The 26,781-nt window shown below is 62.0% G+C and carries 23 protein-coding genes and 1 pseudogene; 9 read left to right on the forward strand and 15 right to left on the reverse strand.

Going from position 1 to position 26,781, the window contains the following annotated elements:
- The first annotated feature begins 65 nt into the window (after positions 1-65).
- The 4 genes and pseudogenes from ACZ9HU_RS17765 to ACZ9HU_RS17780 form a co-directional block, all read left to right on the forward strand.
- Entirely contained in the window at positions 66-656 is a 591-nt protein-coding gene (locus tag ACZ9HU_RS17765; protein WP_476106926.1) for an RNA polymerase sigma factor, read from the forward strand.
- Complete coding sequence (locus tag ACZ9HU_RS17770) at positions 653-1,678, forward strand: FecR family protein (protein WP_476106927.1); 1,026 nt, start codon at positions 653-655, stop codon at positions 1,676-1,678. The genes ACZ9HU_RS17765 and ACZ9HU_RS17770 overlap by 4 nt, the downstream gene beginning before the upstream one ends.
- A gap of 103 nt (positions 1,679-1,781) precedes the next feature.
- Positions 1,782-4,337, forward strand: coding sequence for a TonB-dependent receptor domain-containing protein (locus ACZ9HU_RS17775; protein ID WP_476106928.1), 2,556 nt, complete (start codon positions 1,782-1,784; stop codon positions 4,335-4,337).
- Positions 4,338-4,444: 107 nt separating this feature from the next.
- Positions 4,445-6,400 (forward strand): annotated as a pseudogene (locus ACZ9HU_RS17780) (Atxe2 family lasso peptide isopeptidase); the annotation flags it as partial.
- 93 nt (positions 6,401-6,493) lie between these two features.
- Here ACZ9HU_RS17780 and ACZ9HU_RS17785 read toward each other — a convergent pair.
- The 10 genes from ACZ9HU_RS17785 to ACZ9HU_RS17830 all read right to left on the reverse strand — a co-directional run bounded on the left by ACZ9HU_RS17785 (position 6,494) and on the right by ACZ9HU_RS17830 (position 16,270).
- Positions 6,494-8,266, reverse strand: a complete 1,773-nt coding sequence (locus ACZ9HU_RS17785) for an asparagine synthase-related protein (protein WP_476106929.1) — start codon at positions 8,264-8,266, stop codon at positions 6,494-6,496.
- Positions 8,263-8,925: a lasso peptide biosynthesis B2 protein gene (locus ACZ9HU_RS17790; protein ID WP_476106930.1), complete on the reverse strand. Its 663-nt coding sequence runs from the start codon at positions 8,923-8,925 to the stop codon at positions 8,263-8,265. Before ACZ9HU_RS17790 ends, ACZ9HU_RS17785 begins: the two co-directional genes overlap by 4 nt.
- A gap of 59 nt (positions 8,926-8,984) precedes the next feature.
- The gene (locus ACZ9HU_RS17795) at positions 8,985-9,119 is read right to left on the reverse strand and encodes a hypothetical protein (RefSeq protein WP_476106931.1); all 135 of its coding nucleotides are present in this window, start codon (positions 9,117-9,119) and stop codon (positions 8,985-8,987) included.
- 162 nt (positions 9,120-9,281) lie between these two features.
- The gene (locus ACZ9HU_RS17800) at positions 9,282-9,905 is read right to left on the reverse strand and encodes a GntR family transcriptional regulator (RefSeq protein WP_476106933.1); all 624 of its coding nucleotides are present in this window, start codon (positions 9,903-9,905) and stop codon (positions 9,282-9,284) included.
- 10 nt (positions 9,906-9,915) lie between these two features.
- Positions 9,916-10,323: a helix-turn-helix domain-containing protein gene (locus ACZ9HU_RS17805; RefSeq protein ID WP_476106935.1), complete on the reverse strand. Its 408-nt coding sequence runs from the start codon at positions 10,321-10,323 to the stop codon at positions 9,916-9,918.
- A 405-nt stretch (positions 10,324-10,728) separates the two neighbouring features.
- On the reverse strand, positions 10,729-11,904 hold the full coding sequence (locus ACZ9HU_RS17810; protein WP_476106937.1) for an AAA family ATPase: 1,176 nt from the start codon (positions 11,902-11,904) through the stop codon (positions 10,729-10,731).
- A gap of 479 nt (positions 11,905-12,383) precedes the next feature.
- Entirely contained in the window at positions 12,384-13,238 is an 855-nt protein-coding gene (locus ACZ9HU_RS17815) for an alpha/beta fold hydrolase (RefSeq protein ID WP_476106938.1), read from the reverse strand.
- A 23-nt stretch (positions 13,239-13,261) separates the two neighbouring features.
- Positions 13,262-14,263: an NADP-dependent oxidoreductase gene (locus tag ACZ9HU_RS17820; RefSeq protein WP_476106940.1), complete on the reverse strand. Its 1,002-nt coding sequence runs from the start codon at positions 14,261-14,263 to the stop codon at positions 13,262-13,264.
- A gap of 18 nt (positions 14,264-14,281) precedes the next feature.
- On the reverse strand, positions 14,282-15,376 hold the full coding sequence (locus ACZ9HU_RS17825) for an alkene reductase (RefSeq protein WP_476106941.1): 1,095 nt from the start codon (positions 15,374-15,376) through the stop codon (positions 14,282-14,284).
- A 54-nt stretch (positions 15,377-15,430) separates the two neighbouring features.
- The gene (locus ACZ9HU_RS17830) at positions 15,431-16,270 is read right to left on the reverse strand and encodes an SDR family NAD(P)-dependent oxidoreductase (RefSeq protein WP_476106943.1); all 840 of its coding nucleotides are present in this window, start codon (positions 16,268-16,270) and stop codon (positions 15,431-15,433) included.
- Here ACZ9HU_RS17830 and ACZ9HU_RS17835 point away from each other — a divergent pair.
- Positions 16,254-16,889, forward strand: a complete 636-nt coding sequence (locus ACZ9HU_RS17835) for a TetR/AcrR family transcriptional regulator (RefSeq protein WP_476106945.1) — start codon at positions 16,254-16,256, stop codon at positions 16,887-16,889. The two genes, ACZ9HU_RS17830 and ACZ9HU_RS17835, sit on opposite strands and share 17 nt — an antisense overlap.
- A gap of 123 nt (positions 16,890-17,012) precedes the next feature.
- Here the strand turns inward: ACZ9HU_RS17835 and ACZ9HU_RS17840 are convergent, their stop codons facing one another.
- Positions 17,013-17,912 carry an AraC family transcriptional regulator gene (locus ACZ9HU_RS17840; protein ID WP_476106948.1) on the reverse strand — a complete coding sequence of 300 codons (900 nt, stop codon included), beginning with the start codon at positions 17,910-17,912 and terminating at the stop codon, positions 17,013-17,015.
- Positions 17,913-18,085: 173 nt separating this feature from the next.
- On the opposite strand from ACZ9HU_RS17840, the gene ACZ9HU_RS17845 reads away from it, so the two are divergent.
- From ACZ9HU_RS17845 to ACZ9HU_RS17855, 3 genes are read left to right on the forward strand one after another with little or no spacing between them, the layout of a single operon-like run.
- Complete coding sequence (locus tag ACZ9HU_RS17845) at positions 18,086-18,844, forward strand: SDR family NAD(P)-dependent oxidoreductase (RefSeq protein WP_476106949.1); 759 nt, start codon at positions 18,086-18,088, stop codon at positions 18,842-18,844.
- 29 nt (positions 18,845-18,873) lie between these two features.
- Positions 18,874-19,548 carry a glutathione S-transferase family protein gene (locus tag ACZ9HU_RS17850; protein ID WP_476106950.1) on the forward strand — a complete coding sequence of 225 codons (675 nt, stop codon included), beginning with the start codon at positions 18,874-18,876 and terminating at the stop codon, positions 19,546-19,548.
- Between the two features lie 26 nt (positions 19,549-19,574).
- Positions 19,575-20,129, forward strand: coding sequence for a cysteine hydrolase family protein (locus ACZ9HU_RS17855; protein WP_476106951.1), 555 nt, complete (start codon positions 19,575-19,577; stop codon positions 20,127-20,129).
- A gap of 64 nt (positions 20,130-20,193) precedes the next feature.
- Here the strand turns inward: ACZ9HU_RS17855 and ACZ9HU_RS17860 are convergent, their stop codons facing one another.
- Positions 20,194-20,490, reverse strand: coding sequence for a hypothetical protein (locus tag ACZ9HU_RS17860; RefSeq protein WP_476106952.1), 297 nt, complete (start codon positions 20,488-20,490; stop codon positions 20,194-20,196).
- A 99-nt stretch (positions 20,491-20,589) separates the two neighbouring features.
- Between ACZ9HU_RS17860 and ACZ9HU_RS17865 the strand changes: the two genes are divergently transcribed.
- A protein-coding gene (locus ACZ9HU_RS17865; RefSeq protein ID WP_476106953.1) for an IS630 family transposase occupies positions 20,590-21,538 on the forward strand; the annotation gives its coding sequence in 2 pieces (ribosomal slippage) (positions 20,590-20,930 and positions 20,929-21,538; 951 coding nt in all).
- A gap of 347 nt (positions 21,539-21,885) precedes the next feature.
- Here the strand turns inward: ACZ9HU_RS17865 and ACZ9HU_RS17870 are convergent.
- The 3 genes from ACZ9HU_RS17870 to ACZ9HU_RS17880 form a co-directional block, all read right to left on the reverse strand.
- Positions 21,886-23,334 carry a hypothetical protein gene (locus ACZ9HU_RS17870; RefSeq protein ID WP_476106954.1) on the reverse strand — a complete coding sequence of 483 codons (1,449 nt, stop codon included), beginning with the start codon at positions 23,332-23,334 and terminating at the stop codon, positions 21,886-21,888.
- Between the two features lie 422 nt (positions 23,335-23,756).
- Entirely contained in the window at positions 23,757-24,722 is a 966-nt protein-coding gene (locus tag ACZ9HU_RS17875; RefSeq protein WP_476106955.1) for a hypothetical protein, read from the reverse strand.
- Between the two features lie 300 nt (positions 24,723-25,022).
- A complete protein-coding gene (locus ACZ9HU_RS17880; protein WP_476106957.1) occupies positions 25,023-26,699 on the reverse strand; it encodes a hypothetical protein in 1,677 nt (558 codons plus the stop codon).
- Positions 26,700-26,781 lie beyond the last annotated feature (82 nt).

Below are 26,781 nucleotides of genomic sequence, written 5' to 3' on the forward strand. Positions count from 1 at the left end.
TCTGCGATTGACTGCCCTGCCTCAGGCGGCGGGCGGTTACTGCCGCATGGCTAGGATGTGTTTTCATGGCGATGCCGCCAACAGAGCGCGGAACGAGGCGCGATACCAAAGCCGCTTCGGAAACTCTGACCACGGCCCAGCAGGTTGCAGGGGCTGATGCGCCGGGGGTGATCGAAACGATGTACCGCGCCGAGGCGGGCAATCTCACCCGCTATTTCGGGCGCAAACTGCGCGGCCATGACGAGGCTGCCGATTATGTCCACGAAGCCTTTGCCCGACTGGTGCGGATCATGTCCGCCCAGCCGATCCTGCAACCTCATCGCTACCTTCGCCGCATCGCCCGCAATCTGTTGTTCGAGCGTGGCAGGCGCCTGAGGCACAGGCCGCCTTTTCTCGATGGGCAGGTCCTGGAGGGGCCGGAAACCGCTATCGCCCCGCAGCAAAGTCACAGGCTGGAATATGACGACATGGCCAGAGCCTACCGGCAAGCGCTCAACGAATTGCCCACCAAGACAAAGGAAGTCTTTCTGCTTCACCGGGTCGATGAGCTTGCCTATAGAGAGATCGGGCAACGGCTCGGGATCAGCATTCCGACGGTCCAATATCACATGGCGCGCGCTCTGGCGCATATTGACGCCGCTCTGGGGCAGGAATGAGCGAAAACATCGACCCGGCACCGGTGCCGCGCAATCAGCTCCGCGAGGAAGCGGCGCAGTGGTTCGCCATTTTGCGCGGACCCGATGGTGAGGCGCGCCGCGAGGCCTTCAATCGCTGGCTGGCGCGCGGCGCCCTGCATCGCCATGCCTACAACAGCGTTACCGAGACCTTCAATCTGGGCAAAGCGCTTAAGGATGAGGCGATCAGCGAGGCCCGCCTTGCAACTCAGCATCGCCGGGCAGGGCTTGTCAAAACCATGCTGTCCTGCGCCGCAGGAACCGCACTCCTGAGTGCCGGGTGGTACGGGCTGAGCAGGCAATATCCGGGCTTGCCCTTTCCCGGCGAGACGCAGGCCAGCGCCCTCACCTTTGAGGTGCGTTATGCCACCGGCATCGGAGAAATCCGCAGTTTTACCCTCAAGGATGGCTCGAAGCTCACGCTCGATACCAACAGCCTCGTGCTCGCGTCCTACACGCAAGGCGAACGCAGTCTGCGCCTGATGGCGGGCCGCGCCCGTTTTCGCGCGGCGACCGAAACCCGCCCCTTCGTGGTGCGCGCCGATACGACGCTGATCCGGGCCAAAGATACGATCTTCGACGTTGCCCTTTCGGCAAACCGGCAAGTCACGGTCTTCTCGCTGCAAGGCACCCTTGATGTACAAACGCAAACCGATGGCGCTCCGACCGGCCCTTCGGCGCCTGCCGTGACCTCCCTTGCCAAAGGCCAGCTTGTCTCAACAAGTCCGGCGCATCATCCGATACGGCAAGCTGCTCCTTTTGGTGACGCGCGATGGATCGAGGGCGTGCGGGCTTTCAACGATGTGGCGCTCGCCGATCTGATAACCGAGACCAATCGCTATGCGCAACGACCGATCATGCTGGGGGATCCCGCAACAGGAAAGCGCCGTGTTTCTGGCACATACCGGCTTCAGGACACAAGGCTGATCGCGAGCAAAATCGCCTCCCTGCTTGATCTCTCGATAAGCGAGAGGCCCGATGCCTTTGTGTTGGAGCAGAAGTAAAAACTGATAGGCGCATTTTTTTGCGCCTCCTCTCATAAACTGCACCTCGTGAGCATCCATGCCTTTCAAGCACCGCGTCTATCGCGCTGCGAAGGGGGCTTTCATGAGGTATTTGAAGCGTTCACACATTCTCATCGCGGCGTCGGCTTTGGCGATTGTTGTCAGCCAACCCGCGCAATGCGGCAACGACGGCAAACGGCCGCTGCATCTGCCAAAGCAGGATCTGGCAACCTCGCTGCTCGCCATCGGTCAGGCCACCGATACCGAGATCCTGTTCCAGCCGGGCGATGTTCGCCAGTTCACCGCCCCGGCGCTGGACGGCAGCTATTCGGCCGAAGAAGCCGTGCGCGCTATCCTCGCTCATAGCGGGCTTGAAGCCGACATCCGCAATGGCAGCATCTTCATCCGCAAGGGCCGCAAGGATGATACCTCGCGCAGCGATGACGGCATCGTCGTCACCGGCTCGCGCATTCGCGGCGCCCCGCCTACCTCGCCTGTCATCACGCTCTCGCAAACCGAACTCCTCGCCCAGAACAAGACCTCGATGGGCGAGGCGATCCGCGACATTCCGCAGAATTTCAGCGGCGGCCAGAACCCCGGCATCGGCCGCAACGTGCCGCAGGGCAGCGGCTCCTATATCGGGGCGAGCACCGGCCTCAATCTGCGCGGGCTGGGAGGCGATGCTACGCTGACTTTACTCAACGGCCAGCGCCTGTCCTACAATGCCTCGCTCCAGAGTATCGACATTTCCTCGCTTCCCATCGGCATGATCGAGCGCATCGAGATCGTCGCCGATGGCGCCTCGGCGCTTTATGGCTCCGATGCGGTGGCAGGCGTCGCCAATGTCGTCCTCAAGCGCGATATGAAGGGCCTGATCACCTCGGCCCATGTCGGCGTTCCGACCGATGGCGGCGGGGTCCAGCAGCAATATAATCTGGTCACCGGCAGCAAGTGGTCCACAGGCGGCTTCATCATGGGTTATGAATATGGCGAGAGCGAAGCCATCAGGGCTTCGGACCGCTCCTATGCCGCGACCCGCTCGCCCGGCCTGACACTTTATCCCAGCCTCAAGCATCACAGCGTGGTTCTAAGCGGGCATACGTCGCTGGCTCCCAATCTCGAAGTTTCCGCTGACGCGCTCTACAGCAAGCGCTGGAGTTACATGGCCTATGCCCTGACCAGTGCGGGCAATGTGCTGGCGAGCGGCGGCGACTTTGCCAATGACAGCGACAGCTTCACGGTGGCGCCCTCGCTTAAATACCGGCTTGGCGCTTGGAAATTCGCGCTGAGCGGCACGTATGGCCTCGATCAGTCGCATTACCGGGGGATCAGCTATTCAGGAGGCGTCAAAACCTCCCAGAACTATGGCTGCTATTGCAACGAAGCCAATTCGGTCGAGCTTTCCGCCGATGGCGCGCTGCTGCGCCTGCCTGCCGGCGAGGCGCGGGTTGCGCTGGGCGGGGGCCTGCGCACCAATTTCTTTCATGCCTATCGCACGCTCGGCACCGCGCAGAATATCGCCGTCTCGCAGAAGGATTACTATGCCTATGGTGAGTTGAGCCTGCCGCTGGTCTCACCGGAGATGGGCGTAACGGGTATTGACCGTCTCAACCTTTCCGCCGCGCTGCGTTATGACAATTACCCCGGCGTGGGCAAAGTGGTCACGCCCAAGCTGGGGCTGATCTATGCCCCCACGCCCGATATCGACATCAAGGGCAGTTGGGGCCGTTCCTTCAAGGCGCCGACGCTGTTCCAGCAATATAACAGTCTGGGCGTCACCGCATGGCCTGCCGCCAATGCCGGGGGCACCGGCTATCCCGCCACGGCTGCCGTCCTGCTGCTCACCGGCGGCAACCCCAATCTTAAGCCCGAACGCGCGGAAACCTGGAGCGCCACAGCCGCGCTGCACCCGCGCGCGCTCGAGGGGGCGCAACTCGAGGTCAGCTTCTTCCGGGTCTTCTACCGCGACCGCATCGTCGCCCCGATCACCTATCTCGCCCAATCGCTGAGCAATCCGATCTATGCCGATCTGGTTGAACTCAACCCGTCCGATGCGAACAAGGCTGCCGTGCTGGCCAATGCCGGGGCTTTCTCCAATGCGCTGGGCCGGACCTATAATCCGGCCGATGTGGTCGCCATCGTCAACGACAACAGCACCAATGCCTCAAGCCAGAAGATCTACGGCGTGGATGTCTCGGCGCGTTACAAATTGGGCCTCGATCGTCATCGTTCGCTGACTTTCAATCTGCGCGGCAGCTATCTCCAAAGCACGCAGAAGCTGAGCGATCTGCAGCCGACCACCTCGCTGGCGGGAACCTTGTTCAACCCGCCCCATGTCCGCGCCAATGGCGGGCTGATCTGGGCCCAGCCCGATCTGACGCTTTCGACCTCGCTCAATTACACCGGCGGGCTCAATGACATCCGCTCGGCCAGAAATGCCCGGATCGGGGCGATGATGACCTGGGATCTGGCGGCGACCTATACGCCGCAGGTAGGCCATGGCCTGCTGCACGGCCTGTCCCTGGCCCTGTCGGTCACCAATGCGCTCAACGCCCAGCCGACCCCGATAAGCGGCCTCACTTATGAAACGCCTTATGACTCGACCAATTACACGCCCTTTGGACGCGTAGTCGGGCTCACGGTGTCGCGGCAATGGTAAGGCCGCGCCGTCGAGCCCTTTGTGCCGGTCTGGGCTACGCCATGGCGATCAGCAGCGCGCATGGGGCAGTCATGCCGGATGGGCTCGCCAGCCCAGTCTGCACGGACATGCTTCCTGCGCCCCAACCGGCAGCGGCAGGAAGTCGGGACATTCGTCCTGACGACCTTTTAGGCCTGCGCGACATCGGCCCGCGCTGGCGGCCCTCACAGGAAGTCTTCAGCGCGATCTCGCCCGATGGCAACAGAATGGCCTTCTTCCTCACGCGCGGCGATCCGCAGAACAATTCGGAATGCCGGGCGCTGATCAGCATAGCCCTTGATGGCAAGGGCAAGCCACTGATCCTCGATTCCGGCGGCGAACCGATCTTTGATCTCGTCAACATCAGGGGTATTGCCAGCGATTACGGCTACCCTTCGGTCAATCGCCCGCAATATTCGCCGGATGGCAGGTGGATCGCCTATCTGCGGCGGGAAAAGGCTTCCACCCAGCTCTGGATCGCACACAGCGATGGCGGCGGCGCCGAGCAGGTGACGCATATGCCCGACGATGTCGAATTGGTCGCATGGTCAGATGATGGTGCATCCGTCCTCTTCGCGACGCGCCCGTCGCTCAATGCGGCGAGACGGGCCACGGAGGAGGAAGGGAAGTCGGGTTTTCTTTATGATCGCCGCATGGTCCCGTTCCATGCCAACACTCCCGCGCTCGCTGAGGATCCTGCCTATGCCTCCTTTGCCCTGCCCCTGTCTTCGCGCCAGTTACGTCCGGCAAGCATGCAGGAGCAGGAAAGACTGATCCCCCTGCCCGCCGCCGACACCACGGCCTTTCGTCTGCTGCGCGCTCAAAGCGGCAGCGGCGCCAGCGCATGGACGATCAAGGACGATATGAAGCGCTGGATGGCGCCGATCTCGCTCTGGGCGCAGCGTAACGGCAAGGCCTACCGCTGCCCCGATCCTCACTGCACCGGCCATGAAATGAACAGCCTGTTCGGGCTGTGGTGGTCGGCATCGGGCAAGGATGTCTTGTTCCTGCGCCGCACAGGTCAGGGCAACAGTCAGACCAGCCTGATGCGCTGGCGTCCCGGCACCGCTCGCGCCCGTACCGTTTTCAGTACAGAAGACCTGCTTGCAGGCTGCCAGATGTCAGGCAGGTTCCTTTTCTGCGCCCGCGAGACTTCGAATGAGCCGCGCCGGATCGTCGCTTTCGATACGGAGACGGGCAAGGAAAGGGTGATTTTCGATCCTAATCCGGAATTTGCCGCAATCCGTCTTGGGAAGGTCGAGAGACTGCACTGGCGCAATGCCGATGGGGTCGAGAGTTTCGGCGATCTGGTTTTGCCGCCCTCCTACGAACAAGGACAGCGTCTGCCGCTGATTGTCGTGCAATATCGCACGCGGGGTTTCCTGCGCGGCGGTGTGGGTGACGAATATCCGATCCAGCTCTTTGCCGCGCGCGGCTATGCGGTCCTCAGCGTCGAAAATCCCCCGCCCTATTACATGCGTCTCGGGGACTGGGGCTGGGCAACATGGAAGGAGGCCGAGCGGGAAAATGTCCGCGATGCCCATGAGCGGCAAAATGTTCTCTCGTCGCTCACGACCGGCGTGCAGATGGTGATTGATCGCGGGATTGTAGACCCGACCCGCATCGGCATCACGGGCCTGAGCGACGGGGCCGCCACGGTGCAATTCGCGCTCGTGCATTCGCGCCTGTTTTCTGTTGCGGCCTTGAGTTCGATGGGCAGCGACAGCCAGATGATGGTCTATGGCGGGCCCGCGCTGATCGAGGAACGGGCGAAGATGGGTTTTCCGCTCTATGACCCGCCGTTTGACGATGAGGGGAAGGCCTATTGGAAAGCAACTTCGCTCGCCTTCAATCCCGATCTGCCCAAAGTCCCCCTGCTCATGCAGTTGGCCGATCACGAATATATGCTGGGTCTGGAAACCTACACGGTCCTGCGCAACCATCACTGGCCGCTCGAGCTCTACAGTTTCCCCGACGAATATCACCTCAAGACGCAAGCCGCCCATCGCGCCGCGATCTACCAGCGTAATCTGGCATGGTTCGATTATTGGCTGAGGGGTATTCGCGCGCCTGATATGACACCGGCCGTGTTTGAGCGCTGGGACAAGATGGCACGTGAAGCGCGAAGCCAGACTGCCTCAGCCGCCCAGCCAGCTTTGCAGCCAGATCTCAGTATCGAGCAGCACCATGATGCGCCGGTAATCGACCGAGCGAAAGCCGGCCTCCCGCTCGGGGATCGCGCGCAAAGAAGCGACGTCAAGCAGCCCTTGCCCCACAAGATGCCCGTCGCGTAGTGTCCCGAGTATATTGTCCCGGCTTGCCTGATAGGTTCGGATCAGCACCGATTCCGGCGACCCTTTGGAGCGCCGGTCGAGCAGGATATCGGGCAGAGCGCCCCGAAAGGCCCGGCGCGCGACCGCCCGATTGTACCCGCCTGAAACCCACATCCAGCTTGGAATGCGCAGACACAATTCGACCACCGGCTGGGCCAGCAAGGGCCATTCCATCGGCAGATCCCGCTCGCGCCCATAGCCCTCCATATGGTTCTGGGCATGCTGGAGCCATGCGACATGCATGGCCTTGCCCGGAAGAATGGCAGGCGGCGGATCGCCCCAGCCGTGCCGGGGGGCCTGCGTTACGGTGCGAGCGACATCGCCGGCAAGGTAGGAAAGGTCAGCCTTCCAGCGATAGCTATTGGAAAAGCGCAGACTTCGCCGCAAAGCGGCCTGCCACACGCTGCCCAGCGATACGTCGGCGCTTCTGGCAATATCGATAGAGGTGCGCAGCGCCATCCGTCCCGGACCGTGATACCTGAGACAATCGAGCAGCGGTGTAGAGGACTGGGTGTAGCAGAAGATATGATCGCCGCCCCCGCCGGTCACATAACCACTGGCGCCAAGGCGGCGGGCGAGATGCTGGTGCTGACGATCTCCTGCCTGGGTGAAGGATGCGGCAACGGGTCGTGGCAGATGCGCGGCGTCACTATGCCGCCAGTCGATCAGCGCCTCGCTTTCGGGAGCAAGGTGGAGATCAGCGCCGGTGGCCTGCGCGGCGATTGCGGCATAATCACGCTCGTCACCAGTGGGATCGGAGGTAACAAGGTTGATCGCCGAAAATTGCGCCCCGCAGGCCTTCAGCCCCGCTGCCACAATCGAGGAATCAAGTCCACCCGAAAGGCCCAGCAGCAGATGACTGTGCCGAGAAGCCTGCGCGGCTATGACACCCTCGATCCCATCGCGCAGGCGTGACGCCGCCTCATCCTCGCTGGTGATCGAGATCTTCGGATGAGCCAAGCCCAAAGGGTTCCAGTGGCGTCTGACCGCTGGCGCCCTGCCCTGCTCAAGCACCAGCTCACAGCCACCGGCCAGTTCCTGGAAACCCTCGATGCAGGTGGCATCAAGCCGCAATTGCCGCCGGGCGAGATGATGCGCCAGTTGCCCCCAGACGATGGACGGTCGCTCACCGGTGACCGCCAACCCATCACGGACCAGAGAACATACCACGAGTTCGCGTGATGGCGACCGGCGATAATAGCAGGGCAGCAGCCCCATCGCGGATCGCAGCAGGCTGAGGCCGCCTGCTTGCCCGTGATCGATGCGGATGGCGATAAAATCGCCCCAGAGCTTTTGGGAGAGTTCGGCCCCGTCGCACCTCTGCAGAACGCCGGCGACTTCATCAGCGGTGACTGCGCGGTAGGGCGGTTCTCCCCCTTGCCATGCCCGGCCGAGAAAGGCGCCGCTCGGATCGCTCAGCAGGATGGTGTCCCGGCTGCGGCAAAACAGCGCCGCCCCCGGCCAGCGCTGCACCAGCGACAGGCCGGTTTGCCGCTCGATATGCTGCAATCGGCTTTCTGCCAGACCGGCGCCGTCACCCTGTGAAGGGACGAGCAGAAGATAGTCCTCCTGTCTCACAGCACGGCAATCGGCTGAAAGAAGGACACGCGCTCGATGCTGTCGCCGATCAGCCGGTCGCCCTGCTGGACCCAGCAATGGGCGCCGAACGGGCGCGTGGCCACGCCCAGCACCAGATCCACACTGTGTCCGGACAGTAGAAGCAGGTCGCGCATGACCAGCGAACGTTCCAGACAGCGATCTGCACGGGACAGGATCAGACCGGCAAGATCGAAGGCCGCAATAAGCGAAGCATTGCTGACCAAAGGGCGCAGTGCAGCGCGGTGAAACCGACGCTTCCCGGCCTGTTGCAGCACAGACTTCGGAAACAGATGCAGCCGAAGGCGCGTCACCAGCAACATCGGCAGAACAAGAAAGAGCAGCGCCAACGCGGCCATACCAGGCTTCCCCGCGATTTGACGGGTGGGGAGGGCGTGACATGTCACGATAGCTGCGGCATCCTCTGCGTCCCCCGGAACCTCTTCCAGCAGCCCGCCCGCCTCCAGCCGCCGCAAACAGGCAGCCTGATCCTCGGCAAGCACCGCGCCCTGGACAAGAGCGAGAAAGGCCTGGCTCGCCTCGTCGCCCAGCTGGAAATAGCGATTGGCGGTAAGGTCCAGCAAGATGGGAGTGTTATCACGCAGGCAGCAATGGATGCCGGGTTTCAGAGCGAAGGCCATGGGATCTCCCGCATAAAAACAATCCGGCAGGATCGACCCCGCCGGATTGCCCTTCATGTTCAGTCGCTCAGACCGCCGCCGGCAATCTGCTCGCCGACCTGGTCCAGGCCGTTGCCCTGCGCGCCCCGGGTTTCGCTGGTCGCTTCGCCCAGATCGATCAGGTCGCCCTGCTGTTCGTTCATCCGTTCCATCATTACCTCCATCGAGATTGACTGCCTGATTGCAGCCGGCGTCAGGATAGGAGCGGGACGCGAAAATCGACGATCTCATAAGATCTCGTGGTCGGTACCATTTGAGCAGCAAATTCCCACCCGACCGGTCCGGACAGAACCCAAACACATGGGATTGCTGAGCAATCACGACATCAAGAGAGCCGCCGCGATCCTTTCCACCCGGCGCAGACGGCGCCGGTGATAGGCCCACAGAGCCTCGAAACGGTCCGGACCTGAACCATGGACGGTCGCCAACATCACCGCTTCCAGTTCATGGGCAAGATTGGTGAGCACCCGCCCTTCCTGGAGTCGAACCGGATGAAGCCGGTCATTGACCGCATGGAGCGCGCGGGCGAATTCCTGATTGCTGGCGCCCTGCGCCAAGGAATGAAACAGGGCGGTCGCCGCTTCGGCAATGTCGACGTCGGACGCGTCTCGAGCCAATGGCGCCCGTTCATTCGCACTATCGCGCCGTTGCGGTTCAGATTTAACGACAAGACGGATGAGATGGCTATGCCATGCGTAGAGGTCATGCAGTGCCTCTCCCGGCATCGGCGGCACGCAATAGCCCCCGCCCCCGGCAATCTCGAGCATGCCCTCGCCCACCAGTCGTTGCGCGCCATCGCGCAGGGGAGAGACTGACACACCATATTCGCTGGCCATCACCCGTTCGATCACCGTGCTGCCCGGTGCAAAGCGGCCGCGCATGATGTCTTTTCTGAGCAGCTGATAAGCTCTTTCTGCGGCAACGGGTTCAGGAGCCATCATCAGGGCGAACCTATCGCAGGCTGTCCGGGCGACCGGATCGGCTGACCTGCCGTGCCAGCACCACAGCATTATACCGGGCCACGACCTCGAGCATGTCATGCTCCAGATCCCACAGATCGTCCTGCATCAGCAATTCCCGCGGTATCGTCATCTTGTGCTCCATCGCCAGGATCGGAATGAACAGGTGAGGCGTTGTCATGCGCAGGCTATGAGCGCAGCGCACATGATCCTCGATCATCGAATGAGGCGAACCGCCCTCGATTTCTCGGAGCCAGCGCTCACTGCGGCCCACCGCCTGCGCGAGATGACGCTGCGAAACACTGTCCCGGCGGCGGCGGCGCTCGATCAGCCGGCCGGACAGATCCTTGATTACCGAGAAAATATCATCATCGCTTCCGTATGGATTCTGAAGCACCATCTGCAGGTCTCCCTGTCAGCGGCCCGAAGTCCAAAGCGCATCGCCCACCCCAAAACTGGTGTATAAAAATCCATGGGTCAACCAGCCACTTATCGCGGGCGCGAGGGTAATTTTGTTGTTTTAGCGCGGGGCATTGCGATGCCGTCCATGGACGCATGGACATGAGACCGTGCAACTCGGATACCGATCTACCTGCTCGCCAGACACCAAGGTCTGCGAATGATTTCCTCTTTACTCTGGCCTTTGGAGATAAGCGTAACTTTGCCATCGACATGGCAGTTCAGATCATCAAATCCTGCAGACATGACGCCATACCGCCTCAATTTGAAGCCACCCTGGCCATGTTGGCCCAGATCAGGACGATCTTGGCTTCTACCCGCCGAAACTCGTCGAGGGCAATACTGATCATGCCGCCGGCATAACCCGCCGCATGAAGGCGTCGAACAGGGGAACCGTAAAAGCCGTGTCGCCATGAGCCGGACTGTAGAGCATGCCTTTGGTGATCAGGCTATTGCGGGTCGGAGCCACGCTCGATACCTTCACGCCGAGCGCCTCGGCAATATCGCCTGAGCGATGCGGTCCCGGCCCCAGCGTGGCCATCGAGCGCAGATAGCGTTTCTCTGCCGGGGTCAACCGGTCAAACCGCACGCGGAAAAAGCTGGCATCGAGGTCGGCCAGCGCTGTGATGGTTGCGGCGGCAACGTGTTCCGCCGTGATCGGCGAGGCTTCGGCTGCGTCCCAACAGTGTTTGCCCCATTCCTGCAGAAAATAGGGATACCCTTGAGTCTGCTCAACGATCGCATCCAGCGCAATCGGTTCGATCGCTTCATCCTCGCGTTCGATCGGCACGCGGATCGCATATTTGGCAGCTTGCGCGTCGAGCGGGCCGACTTCGATGAACTCGAAGAGGCGTTCGGCATAAGACTTGGCGCGGCCCATCTGGCCGAGCAATTGCGGCAGGCCCGCGGCCAGCATCGTTACGGGCACCTGACGCTGGTTTGCACGGTGCAACGCGCTGATCAGTGCCGCCAACTGCTCCTCGGGCACATATTGCAATTCGTCGATCACCAGCACGATTGCGCTGCCGCGCTCGCGCGCGGCTTCGCCCGCGGCAATCATCAGATCCGCCAGATCGGCATCGAGGTCGCCGCTGTCGGCAAGGCCCGGTTCCGGCTCGAAATCAAGAGCGACCTCAAGGTCCTCGTATTTGACCTTGAGCTTGGCAAAACCAGCCAATGCCCGCAGTGCCCGCGTGACGCCCGCCGTCGCGCGGCTGATCCGGTCAAGCCGCAGCAGGGAGGCGCGCAGCGATGGCACCAACACTCCCGGAAGAGAGCGATTTTCTGGTGCCTCCAGAGAAACGATAGCGAAGCCCTCCGCCTCAGCGGCATCACGCATCCGCGAAAGCAAAACGGTTTTACCAACGCCGCGCAGGCCATAAAGAATACTGGGACGGGCAGCTCTTCCCGCGCGGATACGATCGAGGGCAATTGCGTTGCGTTCAAGCAGATCTTCACGACCGGCAAGTTCGGGGGGCGGTGTTCCAGCCCCAGGGGCAAACGGATTGCGACGTGGATCCATAGTGAGCTTATGGCAGTTTATCAGTTTTTTGTAAACTACGGTAAGGTCACTTTATATGCCCTTCGATAGTCCTGTTGGACAGCCTCCCCGCAGAGGCAAGAACCGCCCTCTTAGCGGTCATTCAAGGCAAAAATCGAGCGCATCGAAAGCGGCCTGCCGTTAATTCAAATCAGCAAACGGCGAGCCTCTGGCATGGACCGGACCTAGCAAGCGCGCCCTTGCGGAAACAGGGCGATCCTTTGCTTCAGGTAAGCGCCAAGCTCCTCCGCGTCCGGCACCTCGCCCAGCCGACAAAGCCGACGGTTAACCAGACCCGCCAGCGCCTCTATCTATAAGTTGCCTCGGCGCATCCGCGCCAGTTCCTCATTCACCAATGCCGTCGGCAGGTCGAAGAATTCGAACAGCGCATAGAGCGGTGTCCGTACGGCCGAATGCCACATAGTCTATCGCAAATTTCCTCGTCGGTGCGGCACTGGCGGTCAGACGCCGAAAAACGTCTTTGCCTTCGTCAGGAAGGAGTCGTGATACTGGAAGATGCCGCCATGGCCGGCGTCGGGGAACAGGACGAGCTCCGCGCCGGGGATGCGGTGTGCCAGGTCGGACGAGTTCTCGCTCGGCACCATGATGTCATGATCGCCGTTCGCCACGAGGACGGGCTTAGCGATGGTCTCCAGCGGCTGCGGCGCCTGCTGGCCCCAAGCCTTGATGGCCTTCAACTGGCGCAGAAAAACTTTCAGCGAGACAGCCTTGTCGCGATCCCTCTTGCGCTCCTTCAAGCGTGCGAGAAACGTCTTGGCCGCACGCTTCCCTGCCGCGCTCGACGTGAAGAAGAGATAGAATTTGGGATCGCGGAAGGTCAGCAGGCCTTTGATGATGAGCGGCCACGACACCGGGCCGACCCGTTCGATTCCGGTTCCGCCCGCCGGACCCGTGCCGGCGAGGATGATGCGGCGGACAACATCGGGTGCGTCGAACAAGATCTGCTGGGCAACGAAGCCACCGAGCGAGAAGCCGATCAGATCGACCGACGTCAGTCCCAGCGCGCGGATCGTGGCGATGGTGTCGCTTGCCATTTCGGCGACGCTCACAGGTGTTGCGCCGCCGGACGCACCGATGCCGCGATAGTCGAGGGCATAGACCGGCCGATCCGCGGCCAGTCCCTCGACGATGGAGGGATCGAAGTTGTCGAGGTTCGCGCCCCAGTGGTTGAGAAGCACCACCGGCACGCCGGTATCAGGCCCGAGACGGCGATAGGCGAAGCGCGTACCGGCAGCCTCGATATGGTGGGTGGGCGTCGTCTTCCAGTCTGCGCTACGTATATGGGTGACCATCATGTAATCCTTGTGTCGGGATCGCGTCACTTGAGCGTGACGACGACCTTCCCTTTGGCGCGACCGGTATCGACATAGGCGAACGCATCGTTCAACTTCTCGAACGGGAATGTGCGATCGACCACCGGACGGATAACGCCGTCTTCGATCAGCCTGCCGATGTGCTCAAGCTGCCCTCCATCGGCGTGCATGAAGAGAAAGGAATAGTCGACGCCCGCGCGCTTCGCCTTGCGCCGGATGCCCGCGCTGAGCAGGCGCAGCACGAGCCGAAGCACCACATTCAAGCCCTGGCTGCGTGCGAAAGCGGGATCGGGAGCGCCGGAGATCGAGATGAGCTTGCCGCCGGGCTTCAGCACCTTGAGCGATTGTTCCAGCGTCGCGGCATCGAGCGTGTGGAGGACGAGGTCGTAGCCCGACAGCTCTTCCTCGAAGTTCCGGCTGCGATAGTCGATGACGACATCTGCCCCGAGCGCCTTCACCATCGGAATGTTGGCGGCACTCGTCGTCGTAGCGACGGTGGCCCCGAGGTGCTTGGCGATCTGGATGGCGAAGGTGCCGACACCCCCCGACCCGGCGTGGATCAGCACCTTCTGTCCCGGCTTGATCGGCGCGCGCTCAACCATCGCCTGCCAGACAGTCAGCCCGATCAGCGGGATCGATGCGGCCTCGGCCATCGAGATATTCCCCGGCTTGAGCGCCAGATCGCTCTCGTTGACGACGATCCGTTCGGCAAAGGCGCCGATCCGTCCGTCACGGGGGCGGGCATAGACGGTATCGCCGACTTTGAAGCGCCGCACATTTGCGCCGACGCTGATCACGGTGCCCGCCAGATCATGGCCAAGCACGAGCGGCGTCTTGTAGGGCAGGACCGGCTTGAATGCGCCGTCCCGGATCTTGGAATCGATCGGGTTGAGCCCTGCCGCGGCAATTTCGACCAGCACGTCGTCGGGACCTGCCACGGGTTCGGGCATGTCGCCCAGTCGCAACTGCTGTTTCTTGCCATAGCGGTCCAGAATAAACGCTTTCATGTTACTGCTGCTCCTAGATCAGGCGTCGGCTGAAACGATCGCGGCGGGATAATCGGTGTAGCCCTGCGCGTCGCCGCCGTAGAGCGTGGCCGGGTTCATCTGGGCGAGCGGTGCGCCGTTTTTGAACCGCTCGACCAGATCGGGATTGGCGATGTAGTCATGGCCGAAGGCGAACAGGTCGGCCTTGCCTTCGCTGAGGCGCGACTTGGCAAGATCAAGATCATAGCCGTTGTTGGCGATATAGGTGTTGCGGAAAAGCTGACGCAGTGCATCGTAATCGAAAGGTGCCGCATCGCGCAGTCCGCCGGTCGCACCCTCGACGACGTGGATATAGGCGATGCCGAGACCATCGAGCTTTTCGACGACGTAGCCGTATTGCGCTTGCTCATTGCCCGACAGCACGGAGCCACCTGCGGGTGAGACCGGCGAGAGGCGGACGCCCGTGCGCTCGGCACCAATTTCCTTCGCCACGGCGGCGGTCACCTCAATCAGCAGCCGGGCTCGGTTCTCGATCGAACCACCATAAGCGTCCGTGCGGACATTGGCGGTTTCGCGCAGGAACTGGTCGAGCAGATAGCCATTCGCGCCATGGACCTCGACCCCGTCGAAACCGGCCGCGATCGCATTGGCCGCAGCCTTGCGGAAATCCTCGACGATGCCGGGGATCTCTTCCGCTTCGAGGGCGCGCGGATCGGATACATCGGCGAAACCATTGTTCACGAACGTCTTGGTCTCGGCACGGATCGCCGATGGCGCGACCGGCGCCTCTCCGTCATGAAGATCGATATGGCTGACACGGCCGACATGCCAGAGCTGCACGAAGATGCGGCCGCCCTTGGCATGGACCGCGTCGGTCACCTTGCGCCAAGCTGCGATCTGTTCGGGCGTATAGAGGCCGGGCGTGTCCTGATAGCCCTGGGCCTGCCGCGAGACCTGCGTCGCCTCGGTGATGATGAGCCCGGCGCTCACGCGCTGCGCATAATAGTCCGCCGCAAACGGGCTGGGCACGAGGCCCGCCCCCGCGCGGTTGCGGGTCAAGGGCGCCATGACGATGCGGTTCGCAAGCACGAGCCCCCCGAGGTCATAAGGGTTAAACAGATCGGTATCGGTCATTGTCTCAGTTTCCGTTCGAATGCGTTGAAAGTGTTTGCGTAATTCCGTGGCGTCTCACACGCTCGTCCGGTAGCGATCGGCGGGCCGGGACTGCGCGAAACCGGGGATCATGGCCTGACGCGCGCTCTCGAAAGCGGTCCATTGTTCCCCATCATGAAGTGGCGGGATGGTGACGGGCTCGCGCCGGTCGAAGCCGACCAACGCCGCGTCCACCAGATCGTCCACCTCCATCACGCCTGAAAGGGTGTCGACATCGACGCCCGCATGGCCCCAGATCTCGGTGCGGGTCGCCGCCGGAAGCACAGCCTGGACATAGACGCCCTGGGGCGCGAGCTGGAGGCTCAACGCCTGGGAGAGATGCAGCACGAAGGCTTTGGTCGCGCCATAGACTGGCATGCCGAATTCCGGCGCGAGGCCGACCACGGAGCCGATATTCACGATCGCGCCTTCACCCGCCTGCGCAAGGCGGGGGGCTATGGCGCGGGCAAGGCGCACGAGCGCCGTCGTGTTGAGCGCCACCAGCCTGTCGATATCGTCAGCGGCTTGTTCGAGGAAGGTGCCCGCCAGGCTCGCCCCGGCGTTGTTGATGAGGATTCCGATCCGCGCGTCATCGCGCAGCCGCGCCTCGACCACTGCGCGCTCCGCCGGATTGACGAGGTCCGCCGCCACGATGTCGATCGTAACGCCGGTGTCGCGTCGCAGACGATCGGCCAGCGCCTCCATCCGCGCCGCGTTACGGGCGACCAGCACCAGGTCATGGCCCCGGCGCGCGAAGCGCTCGGCGTAGGCTGCGCCGATGCCCGTTGAGGCACCGGTAACGAGGACGGTTGGCTTGTCGGTCATGGCATTGCCCTTTCGCGGGATCGAAACTATATTCATGATGATTGTCATCATTGATCGCAAATATGATGGCCATCATCAAAATGTCAATACCGAGCGGAGGCAAAGCGAAATGAAGGTGAGCCAGGAGCAGAAGGCGCAGAATCGCAGCCGCATCCTGACCGAGGCGGGACGGCTGTTTCGCGAGAAGGGTTTTGATGCCGTGAGCGTCGCCGAAGTGATGAAAGCCGCCGGGATGACCCATGGCGGCTTCTACGGACATTTTCAGTCAAAGGACGATCTGGTCGCCCAGACCATCGCTCATGCCATCGGCAGCCAGTCCGTGATCGACGACCTCAGCGCCGCGATCGACGCCTATCTTTCAGTACCCCATCGTGATCATCCGGATCGGGGCTGCCCGATGGCCGCGCTGGCGGGGCTCATGCGGCAACAGGCCCCCGAGGCCCGCGCGTCCATGGCACAGGTTCTCGCCGCACAGATCGCCACTCTCGCCGAAGTCATGCCGGGTGAGGATCTCGCCAAGCGCCGCCGGGCGGCAATCGGCAGCTGGTCGGCGATGGTCGGCGCGCTCATCCTCGCCCGGTCGATCGATAACCCCGCGCTGTCTGATGAACTCCTGTCCGAGACCCGGGCATGGATCAGCGAAAAAACAATTCCCGGGGATGATGAGTGACGTTGCGCCTCGCGCTTCCAGAGAGGGTGAACGGGAAAGTCCCACGCCGAGGCTCACCATTTCGCGGTGTCCCCGGTTCCCTTGAACAGCCTTGAAGCAAACAGCTTCGAAGTTGACGGTCGACTAATTGATCATTTGATTGTCGATCGACTGCCTGAGCTTGCGCAGGTCGCGTGAGGGCGGTGCCCCGAACTGCCGCAGATATTCGCGGCTGAACTGAGAGGCGCTTTCATAACCGACCGCATAGGCGACGTCGGAGGCACTACGGTCGCCGGCGAGCAGCAATTGGCGCGCCTCCTGAAGGCGTAGCTGCTTCTGATACTGGATCGGGCTCAGTCCAGTTAGTGCGACGAAGTGGCGATGCAGGCTCGCACGGCTCATGCCAGCGGCTTCGCACAGCGCGTCGATCCGCAGCCGCGTGTTACCATGGTCGCGAATCCATTCGACCGCGCGGCGGATACGGCCAATTGCGCCTTCCGGGCGGGCGATGTGACGCAACAGTCGCCCCTGCGGGCCTTGCAGGAGACGATAGAGCAATTCGCGTTCGGCCATCGGCGCGAGCGCCGGGATGTCCGCAAGCGTGTCGAGCAACGCCAGCAGTCGCAGCAGCGTGTCGCGCAGCGGGGGCGTCATCAGATTGATCGCGATGCCGCTGCCTGGCGCGTCCGCGTCGCGCACCGCCGGCATCGTCGATGCGACCTCGGCGAGAAGCGCCGGGTCGAGGATCAACGAAACCGACACATAGGGACTGCCGTCGTCAGCGTCATGGATCTGGCCGCTCAACGGCAGATCGAGTGCGCTGACCAGATATTGAGACGCATCGTATCGCAGCAGGTCGTCGTGGATGGCTACCTCTTTCGATCCCTGCAGGATGAAGCAGATCATCGAGCGATAGAGACACGGTGACGTGCCCGAGGTCGTTTGTCCTACGCCGATTTCAAGGCGCGGGATGGGCGTAAGGGTCATTCCTGTCCGCCCGTGGCGGAGCGCGAGATCGCAAAGGGGCTTCAGGCTGTCGGTCATGCCAAGGCGTATGACATCAATCCTCACGTCCGCAAAGAGCCTGAGACAATCAGGCAAGAAATTGAGAGCATCAGGCGAGGCGTCGGACACGCCAATCCCCTATCCGACTGGCAGCGAACGCGACGCCTAAGCAGCGCGCCGTCCGGAAAATTCAAATCGCAAGGAACGCAGCCATGTCTCAGAAGATCGCACTCATCACCGGCGCCAGCCGCGGCCTCGGTCGCAGCATGGCGCTGCACCTCGCCCGTCGCGGCGTCGGCATCGTCGGCACCTATCGCCAGGGCACGGCGGAAGCCGATGCGCTGGTAAGCGAGATCCAGGCGTTGGGCGGCACGGCGGCGATGCTCGCGCTCGACATCACCGAGGTGGCGAGCTTTCCGGCTTTCGCCGCGTCCTTCGCCGAGACGCTCCAGAGCCGCTTCGGCAGCGACCGGTTCGACTATCTGGTCAACAACGCCGGTGCCGTCGTCAACGTGCAGGTTGCCGACGCGAGCGAGGAACAGTTCGATGCGATGATCGACATGCACCTGCGCGGGCCGGTGTTCCTGACGCAGGCATTGCTACCGGTTCTCGCCGATGGCGGACGCATCCTCAACGTCTCGTCGGGCTTCACGCGCACGTCGATGGCCAGCTTCGGCCTTTATGCGGCGGCCAAGGCGGGGCTCGAGACGCTGACCCGGTTCATGGCGCTGGAACTCGGCACGCGGCAGATCCGCGTCAACGCCATCGCGCCCGGCGCCATCGCCACTGACTTCGGCGGTGGGCGGGTCCGCGATAACGAACAGGCTCATGCCTTCGTCGCGAGCAAGATCGCGCTGGGCCGCGTCGGTCAGCCCGACGACATCGGCGGCGCGGTCGCAGCGATCCTGTCCGACGACATGGGTTGGGCCAACGGCACGACCTTCGACGTGTCGGGCGGCCAGTCGCTCTGATCTCTGTTCCAGCACATCGAGACACCGTCATGACCGAGCAAAACCTCACTCTTGTCAGCCATCCGCTGTGCCCATTCGTCCAGCGTGCCGCGATCGTACTTCTGGAAAAAGGCGTTCCGTTCGAGCGCGTCAACGTCGACCTGTCGGCCAAGCCCGACTGGTTTCTGGCCCTGTCGCCGACCGGCAAGGTGCCGGTGCTGATGGTGCGCCAGCCGACCGGTGAAGATGCGATCCTTTTCGAAAGTGTGGTGATCTGCGAATATCTCAACGAGACGCAGGGTGGCGCGGCGATGTATCCCGACGATGCATTGCTGCGTGCCCGGCATCGCGCCTGGATCGACTTTGCCACCCAAACCTTTACGGAAGGATGGCAGTTCCTTCACGCCAAGGACATGGCGAACGCCGACGTCAGGCGGGCTGCCTTCCGCGATCAGCTGAGCAAGATCGAAGCGGAACTGGGCGACGGCCCGTATTTCGCCGGGGCGGAGTTTCGCCTGGTCGATGCGGTCTACGCACCGCTGTTCCGCTATTTCGGGATCATTGATCCGGCCGTGGCGGACCCGATCTTTGCTGGCCTGCCCCGTGTGACGGCGTGGCGCGCAGCACTTGCCGAGCGATCCAGCGTCAGGAACGCCGTGATCGACACCTATCCCGACCTGTTTCGCGACCACCTGCGCCGGCAAGGCGCGATGATTGCAGCTTAACAACCAGAATTCCAAGGAGTGATACCATGACCGACCCATCCAATAGCGCGCTGATCCTGGTCGAATATGTCAACGACTGGCTCTCCCCGACCGGCGGCATTTATCCGGTGTTTCAGGACCGGGAGCAGGTCGACACCGCCATCGCCTCTTCGAGGATCATCCTCGAAGAGGCCCGCCGTCGCGGCATGCACGTGATCCACGCAGCGCTGAAGTTCGAGCCGACCTTCAAGGTGCTGGGCGAGGCCAAGTACGGCCTGCGCAAGATGGTGCGCGACCATGGCGCGTTCCTGGGCGAGCAGGCCGATTTCTTCCCCGGTTTCGAGCCGGCGGCGGGCGAGCATGTCGTGCGTGAGCGCGCCGGCGGTAGCAGCGTCTTCGTCGGAACCACGCTCGACGGCTACCTGAGCAACAACCGCGTGTTCGATATCTACCTCGCCGGCTTCTCGCTGCGTCAGTGCGTCGAATCATCGATGCGCAATGCCCATGACCTTGGCTACAACACCAACGTCATCTACGACGCGTCGGCCGGCTATACGCGCAAGCAGCAGGACGACTTCGTGTCAGAGATTGCGCCGTTTTAGGCCAACGCCATCACCGCGCAGGAGTTCGTGACGCAGGCATGATCCACCGCTGGCCCCTGCTCCGTCATGGGGCCGGGTTTCCGTCGGGCCATAGATGCGGGGCTATACCTTGATCGGGATGATGGTCGAACTCACAGTTGCCCCGGGTAGAGCCGTCGAGCGTAAAGCCCTCGCTCTCGCCCTGAAATTGAACCCGATCAATTCGGGCGTCCGGCAAACCGCGCGCTTCACTGCCCGCGAGCATCTGCAGAAGGTAGAAAGCGCCCAGTTCACCCTCTATATAGGTTTCAGCGCCCCCGCGCCCGATCGGGCTGGAGCCTTCTTCCTCATCCTTGGCGGCCTTGCCCGGCTCTTGGTCCATCGCGCTAGAGCATAATCCGACCTAACGGAATCGCTGGTGATTCCCTTGGCCATGCAAATGTGATTCATCATGTCTGCTGGACAAGGAGGCCAGCGCGGCATGACGAAGTCCATCTCGGAGGATTTGCGTTCTCGGGTTATTGCAGCGGTTGATGGGGGGCTCTCACGACGCGCGGCAGCCGAGCGATTTGGCGTTGCTGTCGCCAGCGCGGTCCGTTGGGTTCGCGCATGGCAGGAGACAGGATCGACGCGGGCCAAGCCTCAAGGCGGCGATATGCGTTCGCGGCGGATTGAAGCGTATCACGACGTCATACTTGGCGCGATCGAAGCGCAGGTGGACATCACGCTCGTTGAGCTGGCCGAGCTGCTCCGTTTCGAACATGGGGCCGTCTTCGCCCCGAGCACGATCTGGCGTTTTCTTGATCGCCACTCGATGACTGTCAAAAAAAACGGCGCACGCCAGCGAGCAGGAGCGGCCCGACGTTCTCGCGCGGCGGCGCGCCTGGTTCAAGGCCCAGCCTGATCTCGATCCTGAACGGCTGGTCTTTATCGATGAGACCGGCGCATCGACGAAAATGGCGCGCCTGCAAGGAAGGGCCCCGCGCGGCACGCGATGTCGATCGCCGATCCCACATGGGCACTGGAAAGTGACTACCTTCACAGGCGCGCTGCGCCTGACTGGAATGACCGCGCCGATGGTTTTGGACGGCCCCATGACCGGCGAATGGTTCGCAGCCTATGCCAAGCAGGTTCTGGCCCCGACACTGTCCCCAGGCGACATCGTCATCCTCGACAATCTGCCGGCCCACAAGACGGTGGCGGCCCGGAAAGCCATCGAAGCTGCAGGGGCAAGGATGCTGTTCCTGCCGCCCTACAGTCCCGACTTCAACCCAATCGAGAACGCCTTCTCGAAACTCAAGCCTATCCTGCGAAAGGCTCCAGCTCGAACTGTCTCCGAGTTGTGGGACGCAATCCGCGTGGCGCTGACCTGCTTCACTCCCCAGGAATGCGCAAACTTCTTCACAGCAACAGGATATGAGCCAGAGTGATCGGATTATGCTCTAGTGTTGCACCATGCTTCCTATTTTTTCTCGACGAAAATCTTTGGGGGGAGCAATGCTTGATCATTTTGATGGAAGGCTGACACTCGGGGATTAGTTCCGAGCGACGGAGTGGGCGGTCAAATGACAGTTCGAGAAGAGGCGAATGGCATGTTTCGAGCTGAGCCGACATACCCTACACCGCATCGGAACGGCATATTGTGGTCGGGTGCTGCCGGTTCCAGCACCACCCGACCGGCCACCAGAATCGCCGCCTTAGCCGACGTTCAGCCGTTCAAACCGGCATCCTGACAGCTGACGTTTGTTCAGCGCTTTGTAAAGCAGCTGCCGAGCACCTAAATTACCAGACATGAGGTCAGCAGGAGATCGGCGTCGATCTTTAGCGGGTCTAGATATGCGGGATGCCGTACCAGCGCCTTGAGCACCTGGCGCAGCACGTCGATCGCCGTTTGGGACGCCGCGTAGCCACCATCGTCGGACGTAGACTTCTTTCTGCGGCCACCATGAACAATCGCCGAGCGCGCCTCGTAGGTGTCGCGAATCGCGGTTCTAACCTCCTCCATTGCTTCGCGATCTGCCTCGATTCCGATGAGCGCCGCCGCGCGCATGCGCAGCTTCCATGAAATCGACTGGCCGTCGCCGTCACCGAGCAGGACTTCAAGTGCGATCGTCGCGTCGAGGATCGCATCGGCTGGCTCGTCGCGCGTCATCGCTGCGTTCAGCCGGCGCAACGCGAGCGCGAACCGGTTGTCATCGATCGACCGTAGCGCTTGCCAGGTGCGAGCGACGGCATAGACGCCGTCCTTATCAACCAGCGGCAGCGGATCGGCGTTCCAGCCGTAGTCGTCGAACCAGGCGGGGTAGCGGCGCGCACCGACAGCGTACACCTCGGGCTCGTCCAGGCGACGGTAGGAGCGCCAGCCCTTCGCCAGCCGGATCTCCTGCGCATAGCCGGTCGCGATCCCGAGTTCGAGCCTGAGCGCAGCGAAGAAGGAATCGACCATTTGGGTGACTGCCGGTTCGGGCGCCGACAGCGCTTGCCCCAGGTCCCATTTCGGCTGATTAGCGATTGACCAAGTGGTGAGCACCAGCGCATGCGTCGCCGAGGCCAGCACTACATCATGGCCGTTGGCCGCGTGCGCCTTGTTATCCCATCGCGCCCTCTGAAGCCCCTCTGACATCCTAATGAGCAGCGCGTCCTCGGCGAGTCGGGCGCGGTCGCATGCGAAGCGCGTCAGTGCAATTGGGATGACCACGGGTGTCGGCAGCCTCGGCTCCAATAGGCCTTTGAGGACGGGCGCCAGAACGCTCTTGCGGGTCCTGGGGCTCGAGGCAGTTTCGCCGAACCTCAGGAAATGGCTGTTCGCTGCACCCTCCACGCCGCCTTCGACAAGAATCTCGAAGATGCGCTCGTGCGGCGCCGACATGTAGCTGACCCACACCTCGGACTCAGCACGAATGAAATCGAGCAGGGCGCGCAGCGCGGGAAAGCGCGCGGGCGGGAACTTGCCCTCGGCGCGCGCCGCGTCGTCGCCCCAAGGCGGCTCGAGGACACTGCTGTATTCGACTGGACCGTTGTGTCCCATGAACGGTGGGTCAGAGATTGTGGCCATACCATTGTCGCGAACCGAGACCTGCGGGCGCGCGACGCGCTTGGGCTTCTTGCCCTCGCCGAGCTGCGCGCGAATGGCATCGATCACCTCATCGGTCGCAAGATCATATAGCTGATGGAGCCGATCGGCATACTTGGGCGGAATGAAGGTGGAATCGGGTTCGGTCGTCATGACACTCCCATACCGCAACATCGGCGTCCTGTCCGGTGGCTTGAGCCATCGCTCTGGCATGGCCGCCATTGCCGCGAACGGCGCCGATGAATTTATCAGGAGCTGCTAACGCATTCATCTCTGTTATGCGCAGCGCGATCGCCTGATAGACAGGGGCGGGCTAGTTTCCGCATCGAAAGGTCGGCAAGGAAGGATCTGGTCTAAGGACAACCTGGCTGACGTCTACGATGCGATTCCGGCCGCCATAGGCGACGTTGCAGGGACTGGAGGCCGACCACGAAACCGCTCCTTCGTTCATCTTCTGGGGAGAGGCGGCGAACGGCGGCTGACAGTGCGGCCGTATGCATCGCCGATCGGCGGCAATGGCGGGGAGAGCTGTCGATTGACATTACCCCCTTCGCACACAGATGCATCAGGAAGCATTATTGGTCGCGCTTTCGGCTGATGGCCTCCGCCGCCTTGAAGACTGGCACCTTGGACCAAACGCCATCGCTGACGATGTGGATGACGCTTCCCCGCCCCTGAAGCAGGCCTGCTGCGCCGGGCTTCCCTTTGCCATAGCTGAAGCTACCAAGCTCACGACTGGACTCGCCGTCGAGCTTCACGAGCGTGATGCGGTTGGCGTCCTCGCTGTAGCCGCCGCCCAGCATCACAATGTCATCCTTTACGGCGATGGCCTTCGCTCCGGCGACGCTGTTCGACCAGAACACCGGCTTACCGCCGCTGATTCGGGTGATTGGAAAGTCCGTGTAGAAGCAGGCCCACAAATCGGTGCCGGAGAGCGTCATCGCATATGAGTCAGCAATCGAGTGGTTCTCGCGAACTTGCTCGTTGAACGACCATAGCGGCGTACCAGCGGCGTCGAACTGGACGATTCCTCCGGACGACACCGGCCAGCTTCCGCCCTTGTTCGGCCCTCCAAAAACGCCCTCGTCGAAGTAGCCCACCCATACCGTGCCGTCCGCAGAGCACAGTAGGTTTTCGATCCCATCCCCGAGGATCATCGTATGCTCAACCTGTCCGTCAACGGCATGGATACGCCCGTTTTTCTCGCCCTCTTGCGCGCGTGATCCGGCGACGAGCCATCTGCCGTCTGCCATCTTGTCAACGATAGGGTGCGCGCGCGATTGCATGACCGCCACGTCAGTCTCGGTTGCTCCGTCAAATATCGACAGCCGCATGTTGGCATCCCAGACCTTTGGATATTTCCGCGACTGGTCGCCGCCGTTCACGGCCTCCCTCCAACGCATGTGTTCGGCATGAACATCCTGGCGTGTGCGAACGAGCGCCAATCGTCCATCGGCCAGCGCAGTGTAGCCGTAATCGAACCAACCCTCCGGCGTAGTCGGGAGAGGGACAGTGTCCGCTATCGTCGCGATCTCAATCATCGTGGGATTTTCGCAGTTGGCCCTACCCAGCGCAAGAGGCCAGACAATCAAGAGGCAAAGTTCGCAATGCTGTCGTGTCCGGCAAGCCCGGCCTTTGCGCGAGATGGCGATAGCCACCGTCGGCGCCCTGGTTCCACGGGCCGACGATTGTCGCCCGCAAAGCGGCCATTCCCAGCACCATCTCGCCTCGTTGGAACCTGCCCTTGGTTCAGCGACCGAAGCTCACAGGTTCGGCCCTTGCTGAGACAGCGTGGAATCGCAACACGCGTTTGTTGCGCACTTCTTACGGCGATTCCACTGTTATCGGGGCACAAGAATGAAGCTGCTTCCGCTCAACGAATGGCGCTGGTTCATGTGGGTTGTGATGAGCACGTAAGATCGATGGGACCAATCCACGGCGCCGGTTTGCTGCATTGAAAATGCCTTGAATTCGGGAAGCGGCGCCTGCGTGAAAATATAGACGCCATCCTCGCCGACCGCGAATGCCTGATCATCCTTTGTGCCCGCAGCCATCGAGTGAAATGCCACGCTGGATTCCTTGTCACTCACCTTGCCATCCCAATGCCAGTCCGGGTTGAGCGTATAGGGCTTGGCATAAGCAAGCGACACGTCCTTGCCGCATACGCGAACCACACCACCATGCGACATCATGTGGACCAACCCCACCGCGGCCAACACGCAATCGGGATGCGAAGGGTCAGGCGCCAGCCCTGTGACGGGATGACAGCCAGGATTGAGTGCTCCACCGCACAAGGTCTTTGGATCAATGTCTGACGGTGCGCCCATCACACCATCTGCCAGGGTGATGCGCCGCAGCCCGCCACCCCATTCGCCGGCATTGAGCCCGAGCCAGAGCACACCGCCCTGCACTTGCGACACCACATAGCCCGGGCCGATCGGCTTGCCCCCCTTCAGGGCGACGTTTCTTCCGGAAAGCGGCATCGTCAAGTGATCGCTGAACACCACAATCGGTTCGATCCCGCTGCAATCGACCGCCAAGACCGAGCTTTCATCACTTTGAGGAAAGGTGCCAGCCCTAGACCAGACGCCAGCATTGGCCTCTTGCTCGGTTGACACTGGGCGCGACCACAACAAGGTTTGTTTCGCCTTGCGATCCACGGTCGCGGCCCACATTTGCTGACCGGCAAAGCAAAAGCTGGTGACGGGGCCGGGCGTCTTGTAAGGCGTGCCACGATCACTGCCTTCAGGCCAGATTTCAACCGCACCGCTGTCGTCAAGAAGGTAGAGGAGTCCATTGTGGTATGCCCCCTTGACGACCTCCGGTTTGAGTTCGTTGCGCTTCGGGGCTGCCGTCCCGGCATCCGGTGATGTCACATCAGCCAGTTCCACCACTTTGGCTGGAAGGTCGAAGCGTTTGGGGTCGATAGGCGTGAATGTGACCTGCGTCAGATCCTGCTCCCCAAAAAGGGAAAGGACGCCATGCGTTGCGGCCAGAGCTCGAAACTGGGCAAGGTTGGACTCCGGCCCTTCGGTGAGAATTTGGCTGAGATACCGATTCAGAGCCATGCCGAGCGGCTTGAACCGAGGATCATCGGTCACCACCAGACTTGGCCCGTTGCCATCGGCAAATTCATACCGCGTGCCGTGATAGCCCGCGATATGAGCCGCCCCTTTGGCGACCAATGTGCGCTGCTTACTTCGCTTATGGCGGCTCTCGGTAAAAATGATCTCGCCGCGCGCCACGCTTTGCCGATAGCTGTAAGCCTCGGCCTCCGCCGAAACCGCCACGGGCCCACCGGGGGCCGGAGAAACCTGATAGACCTTGCCATCACGAATGAGCGTGTAGCCCTGATCGATCATGCCGCCACTGTCCAGCTTGATGCGCGCAGAACCATCCGAGGCAGCTTCGATCACGGTGCGCAGTCGGCCCTTGTCAGCAAAGGTTGCGGTCACGTCCGCCTCAGCGGAAGAAGCCATGCCGCATAGGAGAGCCAAGACCGCCAAGCCTTGTTTCATGCAGACAGTGCGCAAACCAACTCTCCCGATTGCACTGCCCTTGCCATGGCAATGATGAAGGGTATCAAATATTCGTGAGAAT

It is taken from the genome of Novosphingobium sp. Sphag1I, assembly GCF_056279125.1.